The sequence below is a fragment of the Pantoea sp. DY-5 genome, assembly GCF_019795955.1.
Taxonomy (GTDB): Bacteria; Pseudomonadota; Gammaproteobacteria; order Enterobacterales; family Enterobacteriaceae; genus Pantoea; species Pantoea leporis.
Genome location: NZ_JAIMIE010000004.1, coordinates 399,823 through 418,075 on the forward strand (window position 1 = coordinate 399,823; position 18,253 = coordinate 418,075).

Consider the following 18,253-nt stretch of genomic DNA (forward strand, 5'->3'; position numbering starts at 1 on the left):
AGCGAGGAGAGATATGTTCCAGCTCGAAGTTCAGGCCATTCATACCGGTGCTAGCGCACAGAATAAAGAAGAGGCCATTCGTCAGGTTGCCGCTGCGTTAACCGCTGCAGGCAATGTGGCCGAAGGCTACGTTAACGGCATGCTGGCGCGCGAACAGCAAACCACCACTTTCCTGGGTAACGGCATCGCCATTCCGCACGGCACCACCGACACCCGCGACCTCGTGCTGAAAACCGGTGTCCAGGTTTATCAGTTCCCGCAGGGCGTGGATTGGGGCGAAGGGCAAACGGCGTATGTGGCGATCGGTATTGCCGCTAAATCGGATGAACACCTCGCGTTGCTGCGCCAGCTCACTCACGTATTAAGTGATGACAGCATTGCTGAACAGCTGAAAACCGCCTCGGCGGAAGATCTGCGTGCGCTGCTGATGGGCGAAAACCAGGCGGCAGAATTCAAATTCGATACCTCGCTGATTGCCGTTGATGTGGCGGCCAGCGATTTAATCACGTTACAGGCACTGAACGCCGGACGTCTGCAGGCTGCAGGCGCGGTGGACGCATCCTTTATTGCTGACGTGATTTCCCGCGCCCCACTGAGCCTCGGTCAGGGCATCTGGCTGAGCGACAGCGCCAACGGCAATCTCGGCAGCGCAGTGGCCGTAAGCCGCGCGGCAGCGCCATTCCAGCATCAGGGCGAAAACGTCGCGCTGTTGCTGACCGTGGCGGCTAACGATCAGCGTCCGTTGGAAGTGCTGGGCTATCTCAGCAATCTGCTGCTGAGCAACAAAGCTGAACGTCTGCTGAAAGCCGATGCCGCCGGTATCCTGGCGCTGCTGACCAGCGAAGTCGATGAAGCTGCCGAGCTGCTGACCGCTGAATTCACCATCCGCAACGAACACGGTCTGCACGCGCGTCCGGGCACGGCGCTGGTGACCGTCATCAAACAGTTCAACAGCGACATCACCGTAACTAATCTCGATGGCAGCGGTAAGCCTGCTAACGGCCGCAGCCTGATGAAAGTCGTTGCGCTCGGTGTGAAAAAAGGCCATCGCCTGCGCTTCACCGCCAGCGGCGAAGATGCACAGCAGGCGCTGAACGCAATTGAAGAAGCGATCAATTCTGGTTTAGGCGAGGGGGTTGCATGAGCCGTCGTGTCGCAACAATTACCTTAAACCCGGCTTACGATCTGGTCGGATACACGCCAGAAATTGAGCGCGGCGAAGTTAACCTGGTGAAAACCACCGGCCTGCACGCGGCGGGTAAAGGCATCAACGTTGCCAAAGTGCTGAAGGATCTCGGTATCGATGTCACCGTCGGCGGTTTCCTCGGCAAAGAGAATCAGGACGGCTTTCAGCAGCTGTTCAGCGAACTCGGCATCGCCAACCGTTTTCAGGTGGTGCAGGGCCGTACGCGTATTAACGTTAAGCTGACCGAAAAAGACGGCGATGTGACCGACCTGAATTTCTCTGGCTTTGAGGTCACCGCGCAGGATTGGGAGCGCTTCACCGCCGATTCTCTCACCTGGCTCGGCCAGTTCGACATGGTGTGCGTCAGCGGCAGCCTGCCAGCCGGCGTGGCGCCAGAAGCCTTCACCAAATGGATGAGCGATCTGCGCACGCTGTGCCCGTGCATCATCTTCGACAGCAGCCGCGAAGCGCTGGTCGCCGGTCTGAAAGCCGCGCCGTGGCTGGTGAAACCGAACCGCCGCGAGCTGGAGATTTGGGCTGGTCGCAAACTGCCTGCGCTGCAGGACGTGATCGGTGCTGCACATGAACTGCGTGAGCAAGGTATTGCGCACGTAGTGATTTCTCTCGGTGCGGAAGGTGCGCTGTGGGTGAATGCCTCCGGCGAATGGATCGCCAAACCGCCTGCCTGCGAAGTGGTCAGCACCGTCGGTGCCGGCGATTCGATGGTCGGCGGCCTGATTTACGGCTTGCTGATGCGTGAATCCAGCGAGCACACGCTGCGTCTGGCGACGGCAGTGGCGGCGATGGCCGTCAGCCAAAGCAACGTTGGCGTGAAAGATCGTACCCAGTTGGCCGCGATGATGGCGCGCGTCGACTTACAACCCGTTAACTAACAGCAGGAGAGCGATAATGAAAACGCTGCTGATAAAAGATTCTTCACTGGGACTGGCGTCAGGACATCTGGCGCTGGAACGTTTACGCGCGACGGCGGCACAAGCTGGCCTGACGCTGACCAACAATGCCGCCGAAGCTGAACTGGTGCTGGTTGCTGGCCACAATATGCCAAACGACGCAGAGCTGGCTGGTAAATCGCTGGCGCTGGTTGATGTGCAGCAGGCGCTGCGCGATCCGCTGGCGGCAATCAATCAAGCCAAAGCGAGTGCCAAAACCTGGCAGCCTGCTGCTGCAACCGCTGCCGCGCCAGTAGCTGCGCAGAGCGCTGCTCAGAAACGCATCGTGGCGGTGACCGCCTGCCCAACTGGCGTGGCGCATACCTTTATGGCCGCCGAAGCTATTCAGGCCGAAGCGAACAAACGTGGCTGGTGGGTGAAAGTGGAAACCCGCGGTTCAGTGGGTGCAGGCAACGCGATCACACCAGAAGAAGTGGCGGCGGCCGATCTGGTGATTGTCGCGGCCGATATTGACGTGGATCTGGCGAAATTTGCCGGTAAGCCGATGTACCGTACCTCAACCAGTCTGGCGCTGAAGAAAACCGCGCAGGAGCTGGATAAAGCGCAGGCCGAAGCGAAAACCTATCAGCCGAGCGGCAATCAGGCGGCCAGCGCACAGGGCGACAGCAAAGAGAAAGCCGGTGCCTATCGTCACCTGCTGACTGGCGTTTCGTACATGCTGCCGATGGTGGTTGCCGGTGGTTTGAGCATCGCGCTGTCATTTGCCTTTGGTATCACCGCATTTAAAGAGCCGGGCACCTTAGCGGCGGCACTGATGCAGATCGGTGGCGGCAGCGCCTTCGCGCTGATGGTGCCGGTGTTAGCCGGTTTCATTGCCTTCTCGATTGCGGATCGTCCAGGTCTGACGCCAGGTTTGATTGGCGGCATGATCGCGACCAGCATTAACGCCGGTTTCCTTGGCGGCATCATCGCCGGTTTCATTGCCGGTTACGCCGCGAAGATGCTCAGCAGCAAAGTAAAACTGCCTCAAAGTATGGAAGCGTTGAAGCCGATTCTGATCATTCCGCTGGTGGCGAGTTTGATTACCGGTTTGCTGATGATTTACGTGGTAGGTAAGCCGGTTGCGGGCATCATGACTGGCCTGACAACCTGGCTGGCCAACATGGGCACGGCGAACGCGGTACTGCTGGGCGCGATTCTCGGTGGCATGATGTGTACCGACATGGGCGGCCCGGTGAACAAAGTGGCCTATGCGTTTGGTGTTGGTCTGCTGAGTTCACAAACCTACGCACCGATGGCGGCCATTATGGCAGCCGGTATGGTGCCACCGCTGGCGATGGGCCTGGCGACGCTGGTTGCGCGTCGTAAGTTCAACAAAGGTCAGCAGGAAGGGGGCAAAGCGGCGCTGGTGCTCGGTCTGTGCTTCATCTCTGAAGGTGCTATTCCGTTTGCGGCGCGTGACCCAATGCGTGTGCTGCCGTGCTGTATCATTGGCGGCGCGGTAACCGGTGCGATTTCCATGGCGATTGGCGCGAAACTGATGGCACCGCACGGTGGTCTGTTCGTCCTGCTGATTCCAGGCGCGATTACTCCAGTATTGGGTTATCTGCTGGCGATTGTGATTGGTACTGCGGTAGCGGGACTTGGTTACGCCATCCTGAAACGTCCGGAAGAAGAGCTGGTTAAAGCCGCGTAATCTTCGTCAGACATAAAAAAGGGAGCTGCGGCTCCCTTTTTTTTAATCAGATATTTAACCCTGCTGCTCCGACTTCAACCACGCAATCTCATCCTTCCAGATATCCGGATTAATGGTTTCCAGAATCATGGGAATGCCGTCAAAACGTTTATCTTTCATCAGCCAGCTAAACGCCGTTTTGCCAATATTGCCTTCACCCAGACTGTGATGGCGGTCAACGCGACTGCCCAGCGTGCTCTTGGCATCATTCAGGTGCATACCGCGCAAATACTGGAAACCAACGATGCGCTCAAAGTCGCTGAAGGTCTCGGCGCAGGCTTCTTCGGTACGCAGATCGTAACCGCCAGCAAACGCGTGGCAGGTATCAATGCACACGCCAACGCGCGACTTATCTTCTACGTGTTCAATAATGGTGGCGAGGTGCTCGAAGCGGAAACCGAGATTGCTGCCCTGACCAGCGGTGTTTTCAATCACCGCCACCACGCTGCTGGTTTTATCCAGCGCGATGTTGATCGATTCGGCGATACGCTTCAGGCAGGCTTCTTCTTCAATCTGCTTCAGATGGCTGCCCGGGTGGAAGTTCAGCAAGGTCAAACCCAACTGCTCGGCACGCTGCATCTCATCGAGGAAAGCCTCGCGCGATTTCTCCAGCGCTTCCATCACCGGATGGCCGAGGTTAATCAGATAGCTATCGTGCGGCAGAATCTGCGCGGAGGTGAAGTTATAGCGATCGCAGGCGGTTTTAAACGCATCGATCACTTCTCCTGACAGCGGTGCGGCTTTCCACTGGCGCTGATTTTTGGTGAACAGCGCAAAGGCTGTGGCTTCGAGTTCGTGGGCACGGATAACTGCCTGGTCCACGCCGCCTGATGCACTGACATGTGCGCCGATATATTTCATGCCGCTCTCCTGATTGGGCGATTGCTGCTGCAAAGCTGCCCATCATAGCGGATGCGGTTACGCCATGAAATGTTGCACCAGCACATTGAGTGCTCCGCCGCCGAGAATTAACCAGCCAAACATCACCAATCCCAGCAGCAACGGTTTACAACCGGCCTGTTTCAGGGCGCTGAAGCGCGTAGTTAAACCCAGCGCAGCCATCGCCATCGCCAGCAGCAGATTGGCCAGCTGATTCAGCGTGCTAACAATATTGGCAGGCAGCAGATGCAGCGAGTTAAACAGCGCCACCACAATAAACAGCAGCGCGAACCAGGGAAAACGAATCGCTCGTTGCTGTGCGTTGTGGCTACGCTGACGTTTCAGCCAGCTTCCCAGCATCAGCAAGAAGGGCGCTAACATCATCACGCGCAGCATTTTGGCAATTACGGCGGTGTTTTCGGCCTCGGCACCCATCGCGTGTCCTGCCGCAACGACCTGCGCCACTTCATGCAACGTCGAACCCGTGAAGATACCGAAATGTTCCGCGCTAACTGTTGGCAGCAGCGACCACAGCAGCGGATAGAGGACGATACCGAGGGTACCAAACAGCACCACAGTCGCAACAGCCACCGCCACTTTTGACGGCGCAGCCTTAACGATAGGTTCACTCGCCAGCACCGCCGCCGCGCCACAAATGCTGCTGCCCGCCCCAATCAGCCACACGGTTTCGCGATCCATCTTCAGCAGACGAATGCCGATAAAACAGGTCAGCAGGAAAGTGGAGCTGAGAACCATCACATCAATCAATACGCCGCTAAGACCGACATCAGCAATCTGCTGTATGGTAATACGAAAGCCATACAGGATGATGCCGAGGCGCAGCAAGCGCTGTTTCGCCAGCATTACGCCGCTGTCACAGGCGCCGGCCATCTGCGGATAAAGGGTGTTACCGAGCACGATGCCCAAAATAATCGCTAACGTCAGCGCACCGAATCCGGCCCCGGCCAACCAAGACTGATTGCTTAACCACGCCGCTGTACCTGCAATTGCGATGGTTAGCAGCAACCCAGGCAGCCAGTGATGTAGATGAAACGGGGTTTTATTGACACTTAACTCAGCCATACTCTTCTCCTCGATGGGCCGGCATAAATGCGCACCCTACAAAACCCTGTAGGGTCGCCATTCATGGCGACCTTCTAACCATCTCTCTCTGCCCTAAGCGTGCGCTGCGCTGGTATAAAAGTAAAATTGATAATATATTTATAATTAACCACAATAAGTAATATAAGGGAAACCGTATGCACATCACATTGCGCCAGATTGAAGTGTTTACCGAAGTGCTGAAGAGCGGCTCGACGACGCAGGCCTCGCAGGTGCTGGCGCTGTCGCAGTCGGCGGTGAGCGCCGCGTTAGCAGATTTGGAAAACCAACTCGGTGTGCAGCTGTTTGACCGCGTCGGTAAGCGACTGGTGGTGAATGAGCATGGCCGTTTACTCTATCCGCGCGCCGTGGGTTTGATGGAGCAGGCGGGCGAAATCGAACAGCTGTTTAAGGAAGATAACGGGGCGATTCGCCTGTTCGCCAGCAGCACCATCGGTAATTACCTGCTGCCGGGCATGATCGCCGCCTATCGCCGCGATTTCCCCGCGTTGCCGCTGGAGCTGAGCGTCGGTAACAGTCAGGATGCGATTAATGCGGTGGCGGATTTTCGCGTCGATATCGGTTTGATCGAAGGTCCGTGCCACGAGCTGGATATTATCAGCGAGCCGTGGCTGGAAGATGAGCTGGTGGTGTTTGCCGCGCCGGATGCCGCCATCCTGCAGCAGCCGATTACGCTGGAAGCGCTCGCCGCCGCGCCGTGGATTCTACGCGAGCGCGGTTCAGGCACGCGCGAGATCGTTGATTATCTGCTGCTGTCGCATCTGCCGCAGTTTCAGCTCGGCATGGAGTTGGGCAACTCAGAGGCAATTAAACACGCAGTGCGTCACGGCATGGGCATCAGCTGTTTGTCGCGGCGGGTGATTGAGGATCTGCTGGAAGCCGGCACGCTGGTGGAAGTCGCGATCCCATTGCCGCGCCTGACGCGCACGCTGTATCGCATCCATCATCGACAGAAGCATGTGTCCAAAGCTTTAAGCCGTTTCCTGTCGTATTGCCGTGAATAATCACAGCGCTGATCACGCTGCGGCTAATAATTCCCGGCCGATCATGAAGGTAACTAATAACCCGACGTGAATGCTATACAGCTTGGGGCTAGCTGCTACAATCTCGCCTCATTTTTATCCAGCATAGCGTTTACACATGCATAATGACTCAAAAACAACACAACAACCTGGATTGCGCCGTGAATTAAAAGCGCGTCATCTCACCATGATCGCCATTGGTGGTTCCATCGGTACCGGCCTGTTTGTCGCCTCGGGTGCCACCATTTCTCAGGCCGGACCCGGCGGCGCGCTACTCTCCTATGCGCTCATCGGCCTGATGGTTTACTTCCTGATGACCAGCCTCGGCGAACTCGCGGCCTTTATGCCGGTTTCTGGCTCCTTCTCCACCTACGGTTCAAAATATGTTGAAGAAGGCTTCGGCTTCGCGCTGGGCTGGAACTATTGGTACAACTGGGCGGTGACCATCGCCGTTGACCTCGTCGCCTCGCAGCTCGTCATGAACTACTGGTTCCCGGACACGCCCGGCTGGATCTGGAGCGCACTGTTCCTTGGCCTGATGTTCCTGCTCAACTACATCTCAGTCAAAGGCTTCGGCGAAGCGGAATACTGGTTCTCGCTGATCAAAGTGACCACCGTCATCATCTTTATTGTGGTTGGCGTGTTGATGATCACCGGCATCCTGCGCGGCGCAGAAAACGCCGGCTGGCATAACTGGACCGTGGGCGAAGCGCCGTTCGCCGGTGGTTTTGCCGCGATGATAGGCGTGGCGATGATCGTTGGCTTCTCCTTCCAGGGCACCGAGCTGATCGGTATCGCGGCCGGTGAATCTGAGGATCCGGCGAAGAACATTCCGCGCGCGGTGCGTCAGGTATTCTGGCGAATTCTGCTGTTCTATATCTTCGCTATTCTGATCATTAGCCTGATTCTGCCGTACACCGATCCGAAGCTGCTGCATAACGATGTCACCGATATCGCCATCAGCCCGTTCACGCTGGTGTTCCAGAATGCCGGTCTGCTCTCGGCGGCGGCGGTAATGAACGCGGTGATTCTGACGGCGGTGCTGTCGGCGGGTAACTCCGGCATGTACGCCTCAACGCGTATGCTGTTCAACCTGGCACGCGAAGGTAAAGCGCCACGCATTTTCGGCAAGCTCTCGAAAGGTGGCGTCCCGCGTAACGCGCTGATTGCTACCACTGTGGTGGCGGGATTGTGCTTCCTGAGCTCGAAATTTGGTAACCAGGAAGTTTACCTGTGGCTACTGAACACCTCAGGCATGACCGGTTTTATTGCCTGGTTGGGTATCGCTATTAGCCATTACCGTTTCCGTCGCGGTTATATCGCTCAGGGTCACAATCTGGCCGATTTGCCGTACCGTTCGGGCTTCTTCCCGCTGGGACCGATTTTCGCCTTCATTCTGTGTCTGATCATTACGCTGGGGCAGAACTATCAGGCGTTCCTTGCCGACCGCATTGATTGGTATGGCGTGGCCGCGACCTATATTGGTCTGCCGCTGTTCCTGGTGATTTGGTTGGGCTACAAGCTGACACGCGGCTCGCGCTTTGTGAAATACAGCGAGATGGAATTCCCGACGTTTAAAGAGTGATTGTTGTGTGAAGGTTGCCATTAATGGCGATACGACAATCCTGCAAAGTGCGCAATTATGCGCACTTTTTTTTGGATTTTGTTACTCAGATTGAATTGATAATTATTATCACCTGCACTATTGTGGCTGCCGTTATGATTTCGACAAGAAACGGGTAGAACAATGCGTACCACCGACGCCACACTGCTGGCGGAAAACGGCCTCGAAACCGATACCATGACGCGCTATCGTCAGGTACTGCGCCAGCGACTGATATTAATTGGCGTGCTGGTGCTGGCGATACTGGCGTCAGTGATTCTTGATTTCACGCTCGGCCCGGCTGGGCTCTCCCTCGAAACCTTATGGCAAACGCTGACGCATCCCGATGCGGTCGATGCGGGCACGCGCGTGATTGTCTGGGATATTCGTTTACCGTACGCCTTGATGGCGGTGGTGGTAGGCTTCTCGCTCGGCCTCGCCGGTGCAGAGATGCAAACCATCCTGAATAACCCGCTTGCCAGCCCGTTTACGCTCGGCGTTTCGTCGGCGGCGGCCTTTGGTGCGGCGCTGGCCATCGTTCTTGGTATCGGCATTCCTGGCGTGCCGGATCAGTGGTTTATCTCCGCCAACGCGTTTGTGTTTGCGCTATTTGCCGCCTTGATGCTGGATGGCGTGACGCGCTGGACCAAAGTTTCGACCTCTGGCGTGGTGCTGTTTGGTATCGCGCTGGTATTCACCTTTAACGCATTAGTCTCAATGATGCAGTTCATCGCCAGCGAAGATACCTTGCAGGGCCTGGTGTTCTGGACCATGGGCAGCCTCGCGCGCGCCTCGTGGGAAAAACTCGGCGTATTAACCGCCGCCTTTGCCATCCTGATTCCGTTCTCCATGCTCAGCAGCTGGAAGCTGACCGCGCTGCGCCTCGGCGAAGATCGTGCAGTGAGCTTTGGTATCGACGTGCGCCGTCTGCGCCTGGCGACGCTGCTGCGCATCAGTATTCTCTCCGCGCTGGCGGTGGCGTTTGTCGGCCCGATTGGTTTCATCGGTCTGGTCGCGCCGCACATTGCGCGCATGATGTTTGGTGAAGATCACCGCTATTACCTGCCAGCCAGCGCGCTGGTCGGTGCGCTGGTGCTGTCGCTGGCTTCGGTGGCGTCGAAAAACCTGATTCCCGGCGTGATCATTCCGGTGGGAATTGTGACGTCGCTGGTCGGCGTGCCGTTCTTCCTCAGCATTATTCTGCGTCATCGGGGGACGGTGTAATGGAGCAGGGATTACGTCTGAAGCATTTCTCCGCCGGTTACCCGAAGCGCAAGGTGATTGACGATCTCAACGTGACGGAACTGCCGCAGGGCAAAATCACCGTGTTGCTCGGCCCCAACGGCTGCGGCAAATCGACGCTGTTGCGCGCGCTGGCCGGCTTGGGCAAAGGGCAGGGCGAGCTGTGGCTGAACGGTGAGGAGCTGATGAGCCAGCCGTTTGCGCGCCGGGCGCAGCGTGTGGTTTATCTGCCGCAAAGTTTGCCGGCGGGCGTGCATCTGCACGTGCTGGAGTCGATTATCGTGGCGCAGCGTGCGTCGGGTGGCTTGCACAGCGCCTCGAGCGAAGCGGAGATCATGCATCTACTCGAGCAGCTCGGCATCGCGCATTTAGCCATGCGCTATCTCGATCAGCTATCGGGCGGGCAGAAGCAGTTGGTGGGTCTGGCGCAATCGCTGATTCGGCGTCCGGAACTGTTGCTGCTGGATGAACCGCTCAGCGCGCTGGATCTTAACTACCAGTTCCACGTGATGGATCTGGTGCGTCGTGAAACCCGGTTGCGCAATATTGTGACGGTGGTGGTGGTGCACGATATCAACATCGCGCTGCGTCATGCGGATCACGCGCTGATGCTGAAGGATGGCAATCTGCTGGCGGACGGCGAGCCGTCGCAGGTGATTACGCCGGAGACGCTGGCGCAGGTGTATGGCGTGCGCGGCCGTATCGAGCACTGCTCTCGCGGCATGCCGCAGGTGATGATCGACGGGCTGGCGGAGACGTTGGTGTAGTTGGGTAGGTGCACGCTGTCCCCCTCCTCGGTCCTCCCCCATTAATGGGGGAGGAAGATGCTGCTATATGTGAGTTTGGAAGCTGCATGTGGCAGCGTCTCCTTCCCCCGTTTACGGGGGAAGGCCGGGATGGGGGACAGCGAGCACGACAGCCAGCACAATCACACCAACAAATGCTTCGCGTGGAAACGCAGATGATCTTCCACGAAGCTGGCGATAAAGAAGTAGCTATGGTCATAACCCGGCTGAATGCGTAGCTCCAGCGGGAAACCTTGCTCACGCGCCACCGCTTCCAGTCGCTCTGGACGCAGCTGATCGGCGAGGAACTGATCGCTATCCCCTTGATCAATCAGAATCGGCAAGCGCTGTTCCACGTCACGCATCAACAGGCAACTATCCCATTCACGCCACGTCTGACGATCTTCACCCAGGTATGCGGCAAAGGCCTTCTGCCCCCAAGGTACTTCGGTAGGATTGACGATTGGCGCGAAGGCAGAAGCAGACGCAAAACGTCCGCCAAGACGCAATGCCAACACCAGCGCACCGTGACCGCCCATTGAATGACCCATCACCGACTGACGATCGCTCAGCTTAAAGTTATCCGCCACCAACTCCGGCAGCTCCGCGCTGAGGTAATCGAACATGCGGAAGTTCGTCGCCCACGGCTGCTGGGTGGCGTTGAGGTAGAAACCTGCCCCCTGGCCGAGATCGTAACCGCTGTCGTTTGCCACATCGTCGCCGCGCGGGCTGGTGTCTGGCATAATCAGCACCAAACCCAGCTCCGCAGCCACGCGCTGTGCGCCGGCTTTGGTGGTGAAGTTCTCATCGCTGCAGGTCAATCCGGCGAGAAACCACACCACCGGCGGCGGTGCGTCACTCTGCGGCGGCGGCAGAAAAATGCTGAAGGTCATCGGACAGTTCAGCACCGCCGACTGATGACGCCAGCGCTGCTGCCAGCCACCAAAGATGCGATGCTCTTCTAACAGCTCCAAAGTGGAAGCCATAACGTCTCCTGATTACTTAGTAAAATGCACCACCGTACGGATGGATTTCCCTTCATGCATCAGATCAAAGGCGTCGTTAATCTCTTCCAGCGGCAGGTTATGGGTGATGAAATCGTTCAGGGCGAATTTACCGTCGAGGTAATCCTGCACGATGCCCGGCAACTGTGAACGGCCTTTAACGCCACCAAAAGCGGAACCACGCCATACGCGACCGGTCACCAGCTGGAATGGACGGGTAGAAATCTCCTGGCCCGCGCCAGCCACGCCGATAATCACTGATTCGCCCCAACCTTTGTGGCAGCACTCCAGCGCCGAACGCATCACGTTAACGTTACCGATGCACTCGAAGGAGAAATCGACGCCGCCGTCGGTCAGTTCAACGATCACATCCTGAATCGGTTTATCGTGATCTTTCGGGTTGATCAGATCGGTTGCACCCAGTTTGCGCGCCAGATCGAATTTACTGGTGTTGAGATCGATACCGATGATGCGACCGGCTTTCGCCATCTTCGCGCCGATAATCGCCGACAAACCAATGCCGCCGAGGCCGAAGATCGCCACGGTATCGCCTTCTTTCACTTTGGCCGTGTTCATCACCGCGCCCATGCCGGTGGTGACGCCGCAGCCCAGCAGGCACACTTCTTCAAGAGGCGCTTCTTTGCTGATCACCGCCAGCGAGATTTCCGGAACCACGGTGTATTCAGAGAAGGTTGAGGTGCCCATGTAGTGGAAAATCGGCTTGCCGTCTTTGAAGAAGCGGGTGGTGCCGTCTGGCATCAAACCTTTGCCCTGGGTAGCGCGAATCGCCTGGCACAGGTTGGTTTTGCCCGAAAGACAGAACTTACACTTGCCGCACTCTGGGGTATAAAGCGGGATCACGTGGTCGCCGACGGCCACGCTGGTCACGCCTTCACCCACTGCTTCCACCACGCCGCCGCCTTCGTGGCCGAGGATCGCCGGGAATACGCCTTCCGGATCTTGTCCCGACAAGGTGTAAGCATCGGTGTGGCACACGCCGGTGGCCACGATGCGCACCAGCACTTCACCTTTTTGCGGTGGCATCAGATCCACTTCTTCGATTTTCAGCGGTTCGCCAGCTGCCCAGGCAACGGCGGCGCGGGTTTTAATCATGTTCATGCAATCCCTCTTCCTGTAGATGCGGGGTAAGTGGCCCCGATGGTCGTGATGTCGATAAAACAGAAACTCACTCGGCAACGTGCAGCGGATGCCGCAACTCGTCGTTAACCGGGCGATCGTCAAACAGTTCAATAATCAAGTATTTCAGCGCTTCCACATTGGGTGTAAACGCATCGCGCCGCCACATCAGCCAGGTGGCGGTATCGCGGTAAGCAGGCGGTAGCGCATGTTCCTGCACGCGTGCGCGCGCCGGCATTTGTGCCAGCACCGAGGCGGGAATCATCGCCACGCCCGCGCCGCCGGCCACACACGCCACCATCGCGTGGTAAGACTGTATCTCCATCACGCTGCTCGGCGCGGTTTGGCTTTCGCGATACCAGGCTTCCAGCTTGGTCCGGTAGGAACAGCTGTTGCGGAAAGCAAACAGCGTGTCGCCTTGCACATCGCGCGCGCTGGCAATCGGCGCATGCGCCGGGCTGGTGATCAGCACCATCTGCTCATTAAAGGCAATGCAGCCATTGAGATCGTCGTGTGCCACCGGGCCATCCACCAGCGCGGCGGCCAGCGTGCCTTCGCGCACTTTGTCGATGATTTCACCGGAGGTATTGGTGATCAGCGACAGCTCCACCGCCGGAAAACGCTGGTGATAGGCCGCCAAAAGGGCAGGGAGGCGCGTCGCGGCGGTGCTCTCCATTGAACCGAGCGCGAAGTTACCGCCCGGCTCACCGGCGCGCGCCATGTTCAGCGCTTCATCGCTCAATGCCAGGATGCGCTGCGCATAGTTAAGAAAATTGTGGCCCATCGGCGACAGGCGAATGCGTTGCTTCTCACGAATAAACAGATCAACGCCAATTTCATCTTCCAGCTGGCGCAGACGCGTGGTGAGATTGGAAGGTACGCGATGGAGTTGCTCGGCGGCACGGGCCAGCGAACCGGATTCGGCCACGGAGCAAAACATGCGGAGCTGTACTAAATCCATATTCTCTTCTCGTAAACAACTTGGTTAGTATTATTCACTTTCCGTGAGTTTAAACGTCATGCATGCTAGTGACAAGTGATAAAACATCCTGAGGTCGGTATGGCGTTTCGTGTCGCGCTTAGCGCGTTCTTAAGTTTAGTGGTTGCGATGGGGATTGGGCGATTTGCTTTTACGCCGCAGGTTCCGCTGATGATTCATGACCATCAACTGACGCTCACCAGCGCCAGCCTGGTGGCGGCACTCAACTATCTTGGTTATCTGTTTGGCTCGTTTGATGCGATGCGCGCGCGCAACCGCGTCGAGTGGCGTTTACAGGCGGGCGTGTGGGGCGCGGTGATTTTAACGCTGCTCTCGGCCTGCGTCAGCGGTCCGTGGTTACATGGCCTGATTCGTTTCCTGATTGGCTGGGCCAGCGGCTGGGCGATGGTGTTGCTGGCGGCATGGGCCAGCGATCAGCTGCATCATCACGGACGTCCGGGCTTGCTGGCGGCGGTATTTGCCGGACCCGGCACCGGCATCTTTATCAGCGGCATGCTGGCGGTGGCGCTGCACGCCAGCGGTGTTAGCGCGGCCTTTGCGTGGGCGGCTTACGGTTTGCTGGCGCTGTTGTTGATTGCCGCGATTGCGCGTTTCCTGCCGCGTACTGGCCAATTGCATCGTCCCAATCAAGCTGCATCGCCGCTGGTGCTGAATGGCGATCTTAAGCGATTGGTACTGAGCTACAGCCTCGCCGGCTTTGGCTACATTCTGCCCGCCACCTTTATGTCGCAAATGGCGGCGGCGCGTTTTCCCGACAGCGCGTTTGCTCAGTTTGTCTGGCCGGTATTTGGTGGCGCGGCGGTGATCGGCATCGTGTTAGGTATTCTGACGCGTCACTGGGGCAGCAGCCATCTGCGGCTGACCATGGTGCTGTGGGCGCAGGCGTTGGGCGTCATTGCTGCGATTGTGCTACCCGGCTTAAACGGCCTGATGCTGGGCGCAGCGCTGATCGGCGGCGGCTTCCTGTGTGTGGTGCAGCTGACGCTGCAATATGGGCGCGAGCTGGCACCGCAGCATGCGCGCTATCTTGCCGGTTTGCTCACCACCGGTTATGCGGTCGGGCAGTTGGGCGGTCCGCTGCTGTCGTGGATTTCCAGCATGCTATGGCATCAGCTGGAACCCGCGCTGTGGGTAGCGGGCGCCAGCTTAATCCTTGCGGGAATGCTGGTTTTACGTCGCCGTACGTGATGAAAAGCTTATCAGAATGATTACTGGATTAAGGGCGCGGAGTATTTCACAATACGCGCTCAGAATTTCCCCCGTGGGCGAAAACCCGCGGGCGCATCACCTGTCGGAGAAGAGTAAATGAGCACCTTAAGTCAGGAAGCCGCCCTGGTTCACGAAGCGCTGTTGGCGCGTGGTCTGGAAACACCGTTACGCGCCCCGGTGCGTGAAATGGATGACGCCGCGCGTAAACGCGAAATTGCCGGCCACATGACGCAAATCATGCAGCTGCTGAACCTGGATCTGGAAGATGACAGCCTGATGGAGACGCCGCACCGCATCGCCAAGATGTATGTGGATGAGATTTTCTCAGGTCTGGATTACGCCAACTTCCCGAAAATCACCGTCATCGAAAACAAGATGAAAGTGGATGAGATGGTGACGGTGCGTGATATCACGCTGACCAGCACCTGCGAACACCACTTTGTGATTATCGATGGTAAAGCCACCGTGGCCTATATCCCGAAAGAGAAAGTGATTGGCCTGTCGAAAATCAACCGTATCGTGCAGTTCTTTGCCCAGCGTCCGCAGGTGCAAGAGCGCCTGACGCAGCAAGTGCTGGTGGCGCTGCAAACGCTGCTTGGCACCAATAACGTTGCGGTGTCAATTGATGCGGTGCATTACTGCGTGAAAGCGCGTGGCGTAAAAGATGCTACCAGCGCCACCACCACCACCTCGCTGGGTGGCTTGTTCAAATCCAGCCAGAACACGCGTCAGGAGTTTTTGCGCGCGGTTCGTCACAGCTAATCTGTTTGGGCAACAGCCTGTTGCCCGATTTCCTCTCTCCGTCAGGGCACTCGATGCAACGCTATCTCGCGCTGGATTTCATTCGTGGTTGCGCCATTCTCGGCATCTTGCTGCTGAACATTGTCGGCTTTGCGTTGCCATCGGCCGCCTATCTCAATCCGGCGTGGCGCGGTGAGGCTGCTACGTCTGATGCCTGGACGTGGGCAATCATGGATGGCCTGGCGCAGCTGAAATTCCTCACGCTGTTTGCCTTGCTGTTTGGTGCCGGCCTTTATATGCAGGCGCCGCGCGGCAGCCGCTGGATGTCGGCGCGTCTGACGCTGCTGGTGCTGCTCGGTTTCATTCACGGCATCTTTTTCTGGGAAGGCGACATCCTGCTGGATTATGGCCTGATTGGGCTGATTATCTGGCGCATGCTGCGTGATGTGCCTTCCGACCGCGCGTTGTTACAAACCGGCGCATTACTCTATCTGGTCGGCTGCGGCGTGCTGCTGATTTTCGGCGCGGTCTCCAGCCCCAATCCCACGCGATCCTGGCTGCCGGGTGCGGCGGACCTGCAGTATGAAAGCTACTGGAAACTGCTCGGCGGTTGGGAAGCGGTGCAGAACCGGCTGGATCATCTGTCATCCGGCTTGATGGCGCTGGCATCGCAATATGGCTGGCAGCTGGCGGGTTTGATGCTGATTGGTGCGGCATTGATGCGCAGCGGCTGGCTCAGCGGGCAATTTAGCGTGCAGCACTATCGCCGTTCGGCGGCGCTGCTGCTGACTATCGGCTGGCTGATCGCCATTCCCGGCATCGCCGCGCAGTGGATGATTGGCTGGGAATTCCGCTGGACCGGCTTTTTCCTGCAGGTGCCGCGCGATCTCGCCAGTCCGTTTATCAGCCTCGGTTATGCCGCACTTTGCCTGGGATTCTGGCCGCAAATTGCGTCAACGCGTGTCAGCTACGCCATTCAATGCGTTGGCCGCATGGCCTTGAGCAATTACCTGTTACAGACGCTGATTTGCACCACGCTGTTCTACCGCTTTGATCTGTTCCTCAGGTTCGATCGACTGCAGCTGCTGGCCTTTGTACCGGCTATCTGGCTGGTTAATATCCTGTTTTCCGTACTGTGGCTGCGCGTCTTCCCGCAAGGCCCAATGGAGTGGATCTGGCGCAAACTGACACGTCTTGCCGCGGGAAAAGCTGATCCTTCCTCCTCGCTCAGATAATGATGTTCATCACAAAGGTTGCAGAATTGTATGTAACCGTTTTCATTGCTGTGACGTGATTCACGTAGTCGTTTCACATGCCCTGACAGAATAGCGCCGTTACGCGCTTGTCGCGCATTTTCAGCCTCTGTGGAACAGCTGCATGATAACGATTCGTGATGTCGCCCGTCAGGCCGGTGTGTCAGTAGCCACCGTGTCGCGTGTGCTCAACAACAGCAGTGCAGTCACCGCCGATACCCGGGAAGCCGTGCTGGCCGCCGTTGATGCGTTAGGCTATCGCCCGAACGCCAACGCGCAGGCGCTGGCTACGCAAATCAGTGACACCATTGGCGTGGTGGTGATGGATGTTTCCGATCCCTTCTTTGGCGCGCTGGTGAAAGCGGTGGATACCGTGGCGCAGCGCGTACATAAACACGTGTTAATCAGTAACTCCTGGCATCAGGAAGAGAAAGAACGTCACGCAATTGAGGTGCTGATACGTCAACGATGTAACGCATTGGTGGTGCACGCGAAAACGCTTTCAGACGCCGAACTGACGCAGTTTATGGATCAGGTTCCCGGTATGGTGTTGATTAACCGCACAATTCCTGGTTATGAACACCGCTGCGTTTGCCTGGATAACGTCACCGGCGCGCAGGTAGCCACGCGCATGTTGTTACAACAGGGACATCAACGCATCGGCTTTCTTAGCTCCAGCCACCCGATTGAGGATGTGACGCAGCGGCGTGAAGGCTGGCTGCAGGCCTTGTCAGAGCAGGGAATTCGCCCGCAGGAGTCATGGATTGCGCATGCTGAACCCGACATGCAAGGCGGCGAAGCAGCGATGGTGGAATTGCTGGGTCGTAACTTACATTTAACAGCAGTGTTTTCCTACAATGACGGCATGGCGGCCGGTGCATTGACCGCTTTGAAGGACAACGGCATCCAGGTTCCGCAGCATTTCTCTGTCATTGGCTTTGATGATATTCCCATCTCCCGCTATACCGATCCGCAGCTAACTACGGTCCGTTATCCTATTGTTTCTATGGCGAAACTCGCCACGGAATTAGCGCTCAAAGGTGCCGCAGGCGAGCTGGATCAGCTGGCGACACACTGCTTTATGCCCACGCTGGTGCGTCGCCATTCTGTTGCCCAGCGGCAAATTGTGGAGTCGGTCACTAATTCAGGCGATAGCCCAGTGTAACCGTTTCCAATCTGTGATTGCATTCACAGTTAATTAACATGCCGCTCACTATGATGGCAGCGTCTTACCGGACTGAAACATCATGTAACGCTGAGAAATCCTCTTCCAGCCGGTTTCAGTAGCCGATTGAAATAGTTCACAACACTCTTCAGGAAGCGTTTACCTACAGGGAAGTCAGGATTGCGATGGTGGCCCGGCTTTGCGTTACGCGTCCGCCCATTATCAGGTTACAACCGACGGCGCTGTTTGCCCGCAGGCA

16 protein-coding genes are annotated in these 18,253 nt (G+C 57.4%); 11 read left to right on the top strand and 5 right to left on the bottom strand.

The features are described 5' to 3' along the window. The first annotated feature begins 13 nt into the window (after window positions 1-13). Genes fruB through fruA form a run of 3 tightly spaced genes read left to right on the top strand, consistent with a single transcriptional unit; the run spans window position 14 to window position 3,793 of the window. On the top strand, window positions 14-1,144 hold the full coding sequence (gene fruB / locus K5Y30_RS15510; RefSeq protein ID WP_101763701.1) for a fused PTS fructose transporter subunit IIA/HPr protein: 1,131 nt from the start codon (window positions 14-16) through the stop codon (window positions 1,142-1,144). Then, window positions 1,141-2,079, top strand: coding sequence for a 1-phosphofructokinase (fruK, locus tag K5Y30_RS15515; protein ID WP_101763702.1), 939 nt, complete (start codon window positions 1,141-1,143; stop codon window positions 2,077-2,079). The genes fruB and fruK overlap by 4 nt, the downstream gene beginning before the upstream one ends. 16 nt (window positions 2,080-2,095) lie before the next feature. Then, window positions 2,096-3,793 (top strand): PTS fructose transporter subunit IIBC, encoded by a 1,698-nt coding sequence (gene fruA / locus K5Y30_RS15520; RefSeq protein ID WP_222184703.1) that lies wholly within the window; start codon window positions 2,096-2,098, stop codon window positions 3,791-3,793. 54 nt (window positions 3,794-3,847) lie between these two features. Here fruA and nfo read toward each other — a convergent pair whose 3' ends face one another. Next, a complete protein-coding gene (nfo, locus tag K5Y30_RS15525; protein WP_101763704.1) occupies window positions 3,848-4,693 on the bottom strand; it encodes a deoxyribonuclease IV in 846 nt (281 codons plus the stop codon). 57 nt (window positions 4,694-4,750) lie between these two features. Then, window positions 4,751-5,794: a YeiH family putative sulfate export transporter gene (locus K5Y30_RS15530; RefSeq protein WP_222212013.1), complete on the bottom strand. Its 1,044-nt coding sequence runs from the start codon at window positions 5,792-5,794 to the stop codon at window positions 4,751-4,753. Between the two features lie 176 nt (window positions 5,795-5,970). Here K5Y30_RS15530 and yieE point away from each other — a divergent pair, with 176 nt between their 5' ends. The 4 genes from yieE to K5Y30_RS15550 all read left to right on the top strand — a co-directional run bounded on the left by yieE (window position 5,971) and on the right by K5Y30_RS15550 (window position 10,467). Next, complete coding sequence (gene yieE / locus K5Y30_RS15535) at window positions 5,971-6,837, top strand: DNA-binding transcriptional regulator YeiE (RefSeq protein ID WP_101763706.1); 867 nt, start codon at window positions 5,971-5,973, stop codon at window positions 6,835-6,837. A 136-nt stretch (window positions 6,838-6,973) separates the two neighbouring features. Further along, complete coding sequence (locus tag K5Y30_RS15540) at window positions 6,974-8,440, top strand: amino acid permease (RefSeq protein WP_222184707.1); 1,467 nt, start codon at window positions 6,974-6,976, stop codon at window positions 8,438-8,440. 162 nt (window positions 8,441-8,602) lie between these two features. Next, window positions 8,603-9,682, top strand: coding sequence for an iron ABC transporter permease (locus tag K5Y30_RS15545; protein ID WP_222184708.1), 1,080 nt, complete (start codon window positions 8,603-8,605; stop codon window positions 9,680-9,682). Then, window positions 9,682-10,467 (top strand): ABC transporter ATP-binding protein, encoded by a 786-nt coding sequence (locus tag K5Y30_RS15550; RefSeq protein ID WP_222212015.1) that lies wholly within the window; start codon window positions 9,682-9,684, stop codon window positions 10,465-10,467. Before K5Y30_RS15545 ends, K5Y30_RS15550 begins: the two co-directional genes overlap by 1 nt. A 161-nt stretch (window positions 10,468-10,628) precedes the next feature. Here the strand turns inward: K5Y30_RS15550 and fghA are convergent, their stop codons facing one another. From fghA to K5Y30_RS15565, 3 genes are all read right to left on the bottom strand, one after another. Further along, window positions 10,629-11,471, bottom strand: coding sequence for an S-formylglutathione hydrolase (gene fghA / locus K5Y30_RS15555; protein ID WP_222212017.1), 843 nt, complete (start codon window positions 11,469-11,471; stop codon window positions 10,629-10,631). 12 nt (window positions 11,472-11,483) lie between these two features. After that, window positions 11,484-12,608 carry an S-(hydroxymethyl)glutathione dehydrogenase/class III alcohol dehydrogenase gene (locus tag K5Y30_RS15560; RefSeq protein WP_064739274.1) on the bottom strand — a complete coding sequence of 375 codons (1,125 nt, stop codon included), beginning with the start codon at window positions 12,606-12,608 and terminating at the stop codon, window positions 11,484-11,486. Window positions 12,609-12,675: 67 nt separating this feature from the next. Next, a complete protein-coding gene (locus K5Y30_RS15565; protein WP_222212019.1) occupies window positions 12,676-13,587 on the bottom strand; it encodes a LysR family transcriptional regulator in 912 nt (303 codons plus the stop codon). Window positions 13,588-13,686: 99 nt separating this feature from the next. On the opposite strand from K5Y30_RS15565, the gene K5Y30_RS15570 reads away from it, so the two are divergent. The 4 genes from K5Y30_RS15570 to galS all read left to right on the top strand — a co-directional run bounded on the left by K5Y30_RS15570 (window position 13,687) and on the right by galS (window position 17,994). Then, entirely contained in the window at window positions 13,687-14,814 is a 1,128-nt protein-coding gene (locus K5Y30_RS15570) for a YbfB/YjiJ family MFS transporter (RefSeq protein ID WP_222212021.1), read from the top strand. Between the two features lie 117 nt (window positions 14,815-14,931). Next, window positions 14,932-15,597: a GTP cyclohydrolase I FolE gene (folE, locus tag K5Y30_RS15575; protein WP_049852430.1), complete on the top strand. Its 666-nt coding sequence runs from the start codon at window positions 14,932-14,934 to the stop codon at window positions 15,595-15,597. Between the two features lie 53 nt (window positions 15,598-15,650). Next, on the top strand, window positions 15,651-16,811 hold the full coding sequence (yeiB, locus tag K5Y30_RS15580; RefSeq protein ID WP_101763713.1) for a DUF418 domain-containing protein YeiB: 1,161 nt from the start codon (window positions 15,651-15,653) through the stop codon (window positions 16,809-16,811). A gap of 142 nt (window positions 16,812-16,953) precedes the next feature. Beyond that, entirely contained in the window at window positions 16,954-17,994 is a 1,041-nt protein-coding gene (gene galS / locus K5Y30_RS15585) for an HTH-type transcriptional regulator GalS (protein ID WP_222184716.1), read from the top strand. Window positions 17,995-18,253 lie beyond the last annotated feature (259 nt).

Excerpts from the sequence above, each read along its gene's own strand:
- fghA (WP_222212017.1), bottom strand. The coding sequence starts at position 11,471 with ATGGCTTCCACTTTGGAGCTGTTAGAAGAGCATCGCATCTTTGGTGGC.
- K5Y30_RS15560 (WP_064739274.1), bottom strand. The coding sequence starts at position 12,608 with ATGAACATGATTAAAACCCGCGCCGCCGTTGCCTGGGCAGCTGGCGAA.
- galS (WP_222184716.1), top strand. The coding sequence starts at position 16,954 with ATGATAACGATTCGTGATGTCGCCCGTCAGGCCGGTGTGTCAGTAGCC.
- K5Y30_RS15540 (WP_222184707.1), top strand. The coding sequence starts at position 6,974 with ATGCATAATGACTCAAAAACAACACAACAACCTGGATTGCGCCGTGAA.
- K5Y30_RS15565 (WP_222212019.1), bottom strand. The coding sequence starts at position 13,587 with ATGGATTTAGTACAGCTCCGCATGTTTTGCTCCGTGGCCGAATCCGGT.
- K5Y30_RS15545 (WP_222184708.1), top strand. The coding sequence starts at position 8,603 with ATGCGTACCACCGACGCCACACTGCTGGCGGAAAACGGCCTCGAAACC.
- fruK (WP_101763702.1), top strand. The coding sequence starts at position 1,141 with ATGAGCCGTCGTGTCGCAACAATTACCTTAAACCCGGCTTACGATCTG.
- nfo (WP_101763704.1), bottom strand. The coding sequence starts at position 4,693 with ATGAAATATATCGGCGCACATGTCAGTGCATCAGGCGGCGTGGACCAG.
- K5Y30_RS15550 (WP_222212015.1), top strand. The coding sequence starts at position 9,682 with ATGGAGCAGGGATTACGTCTGAAGCATTTCTCCGCCGGTTACCCGAAG.
- fruB (WP_101763701.1), top strand. The coding sequence starts at position 14 with ATGTTCCAGCTCGAAGTTCAGGCCATTCATACCGGTGCTAGCGCACAG.
- K5Y30_RS15570 (WP_222212021.1), top strand. The coding sequence starts at position 13,687 with ATGGCGTTTCGTGTCGCGCTTAGCGCGTTCTTAAGTTTAGTGGTTGCG.
- fruA (WP_222184703.1), top strand. The coding sequence starts at position 2,096 with ATGAAAACGCTGCTGATAAAAGATTCTTCACTGGGACTGGCGTCAGGA.
- K5Y30_RS15530 (WP_222212013.1), bottom strand. The coding sequence starts at position 5,794 with ATGGCTGAGTTAAGTGTCAATAAAACCCCGTTTCATCTACATCACTGG.
- yieE (WP_101763706.1), top strand. The coding sequence starts at position 5,971 with ATGCACATCACATTGCGCCAGATTGAAGTGTTTACCGAAGTGCTGAAG.
- yeiB (WP_101763713.1), top strand. The coding sequence starts at position 15,651 with ATGCAACGCTATCTCGCGCTGGATTTCATTCGTGGTTGCGCCATTCTC.
- folE (WP_049852430.1), top strand. The coding sequence starts at position 14,932 with ATGAGCACCTTAAGTCAGGAAGCCGCCCTGGTTCACGAAGCGCTGTTG.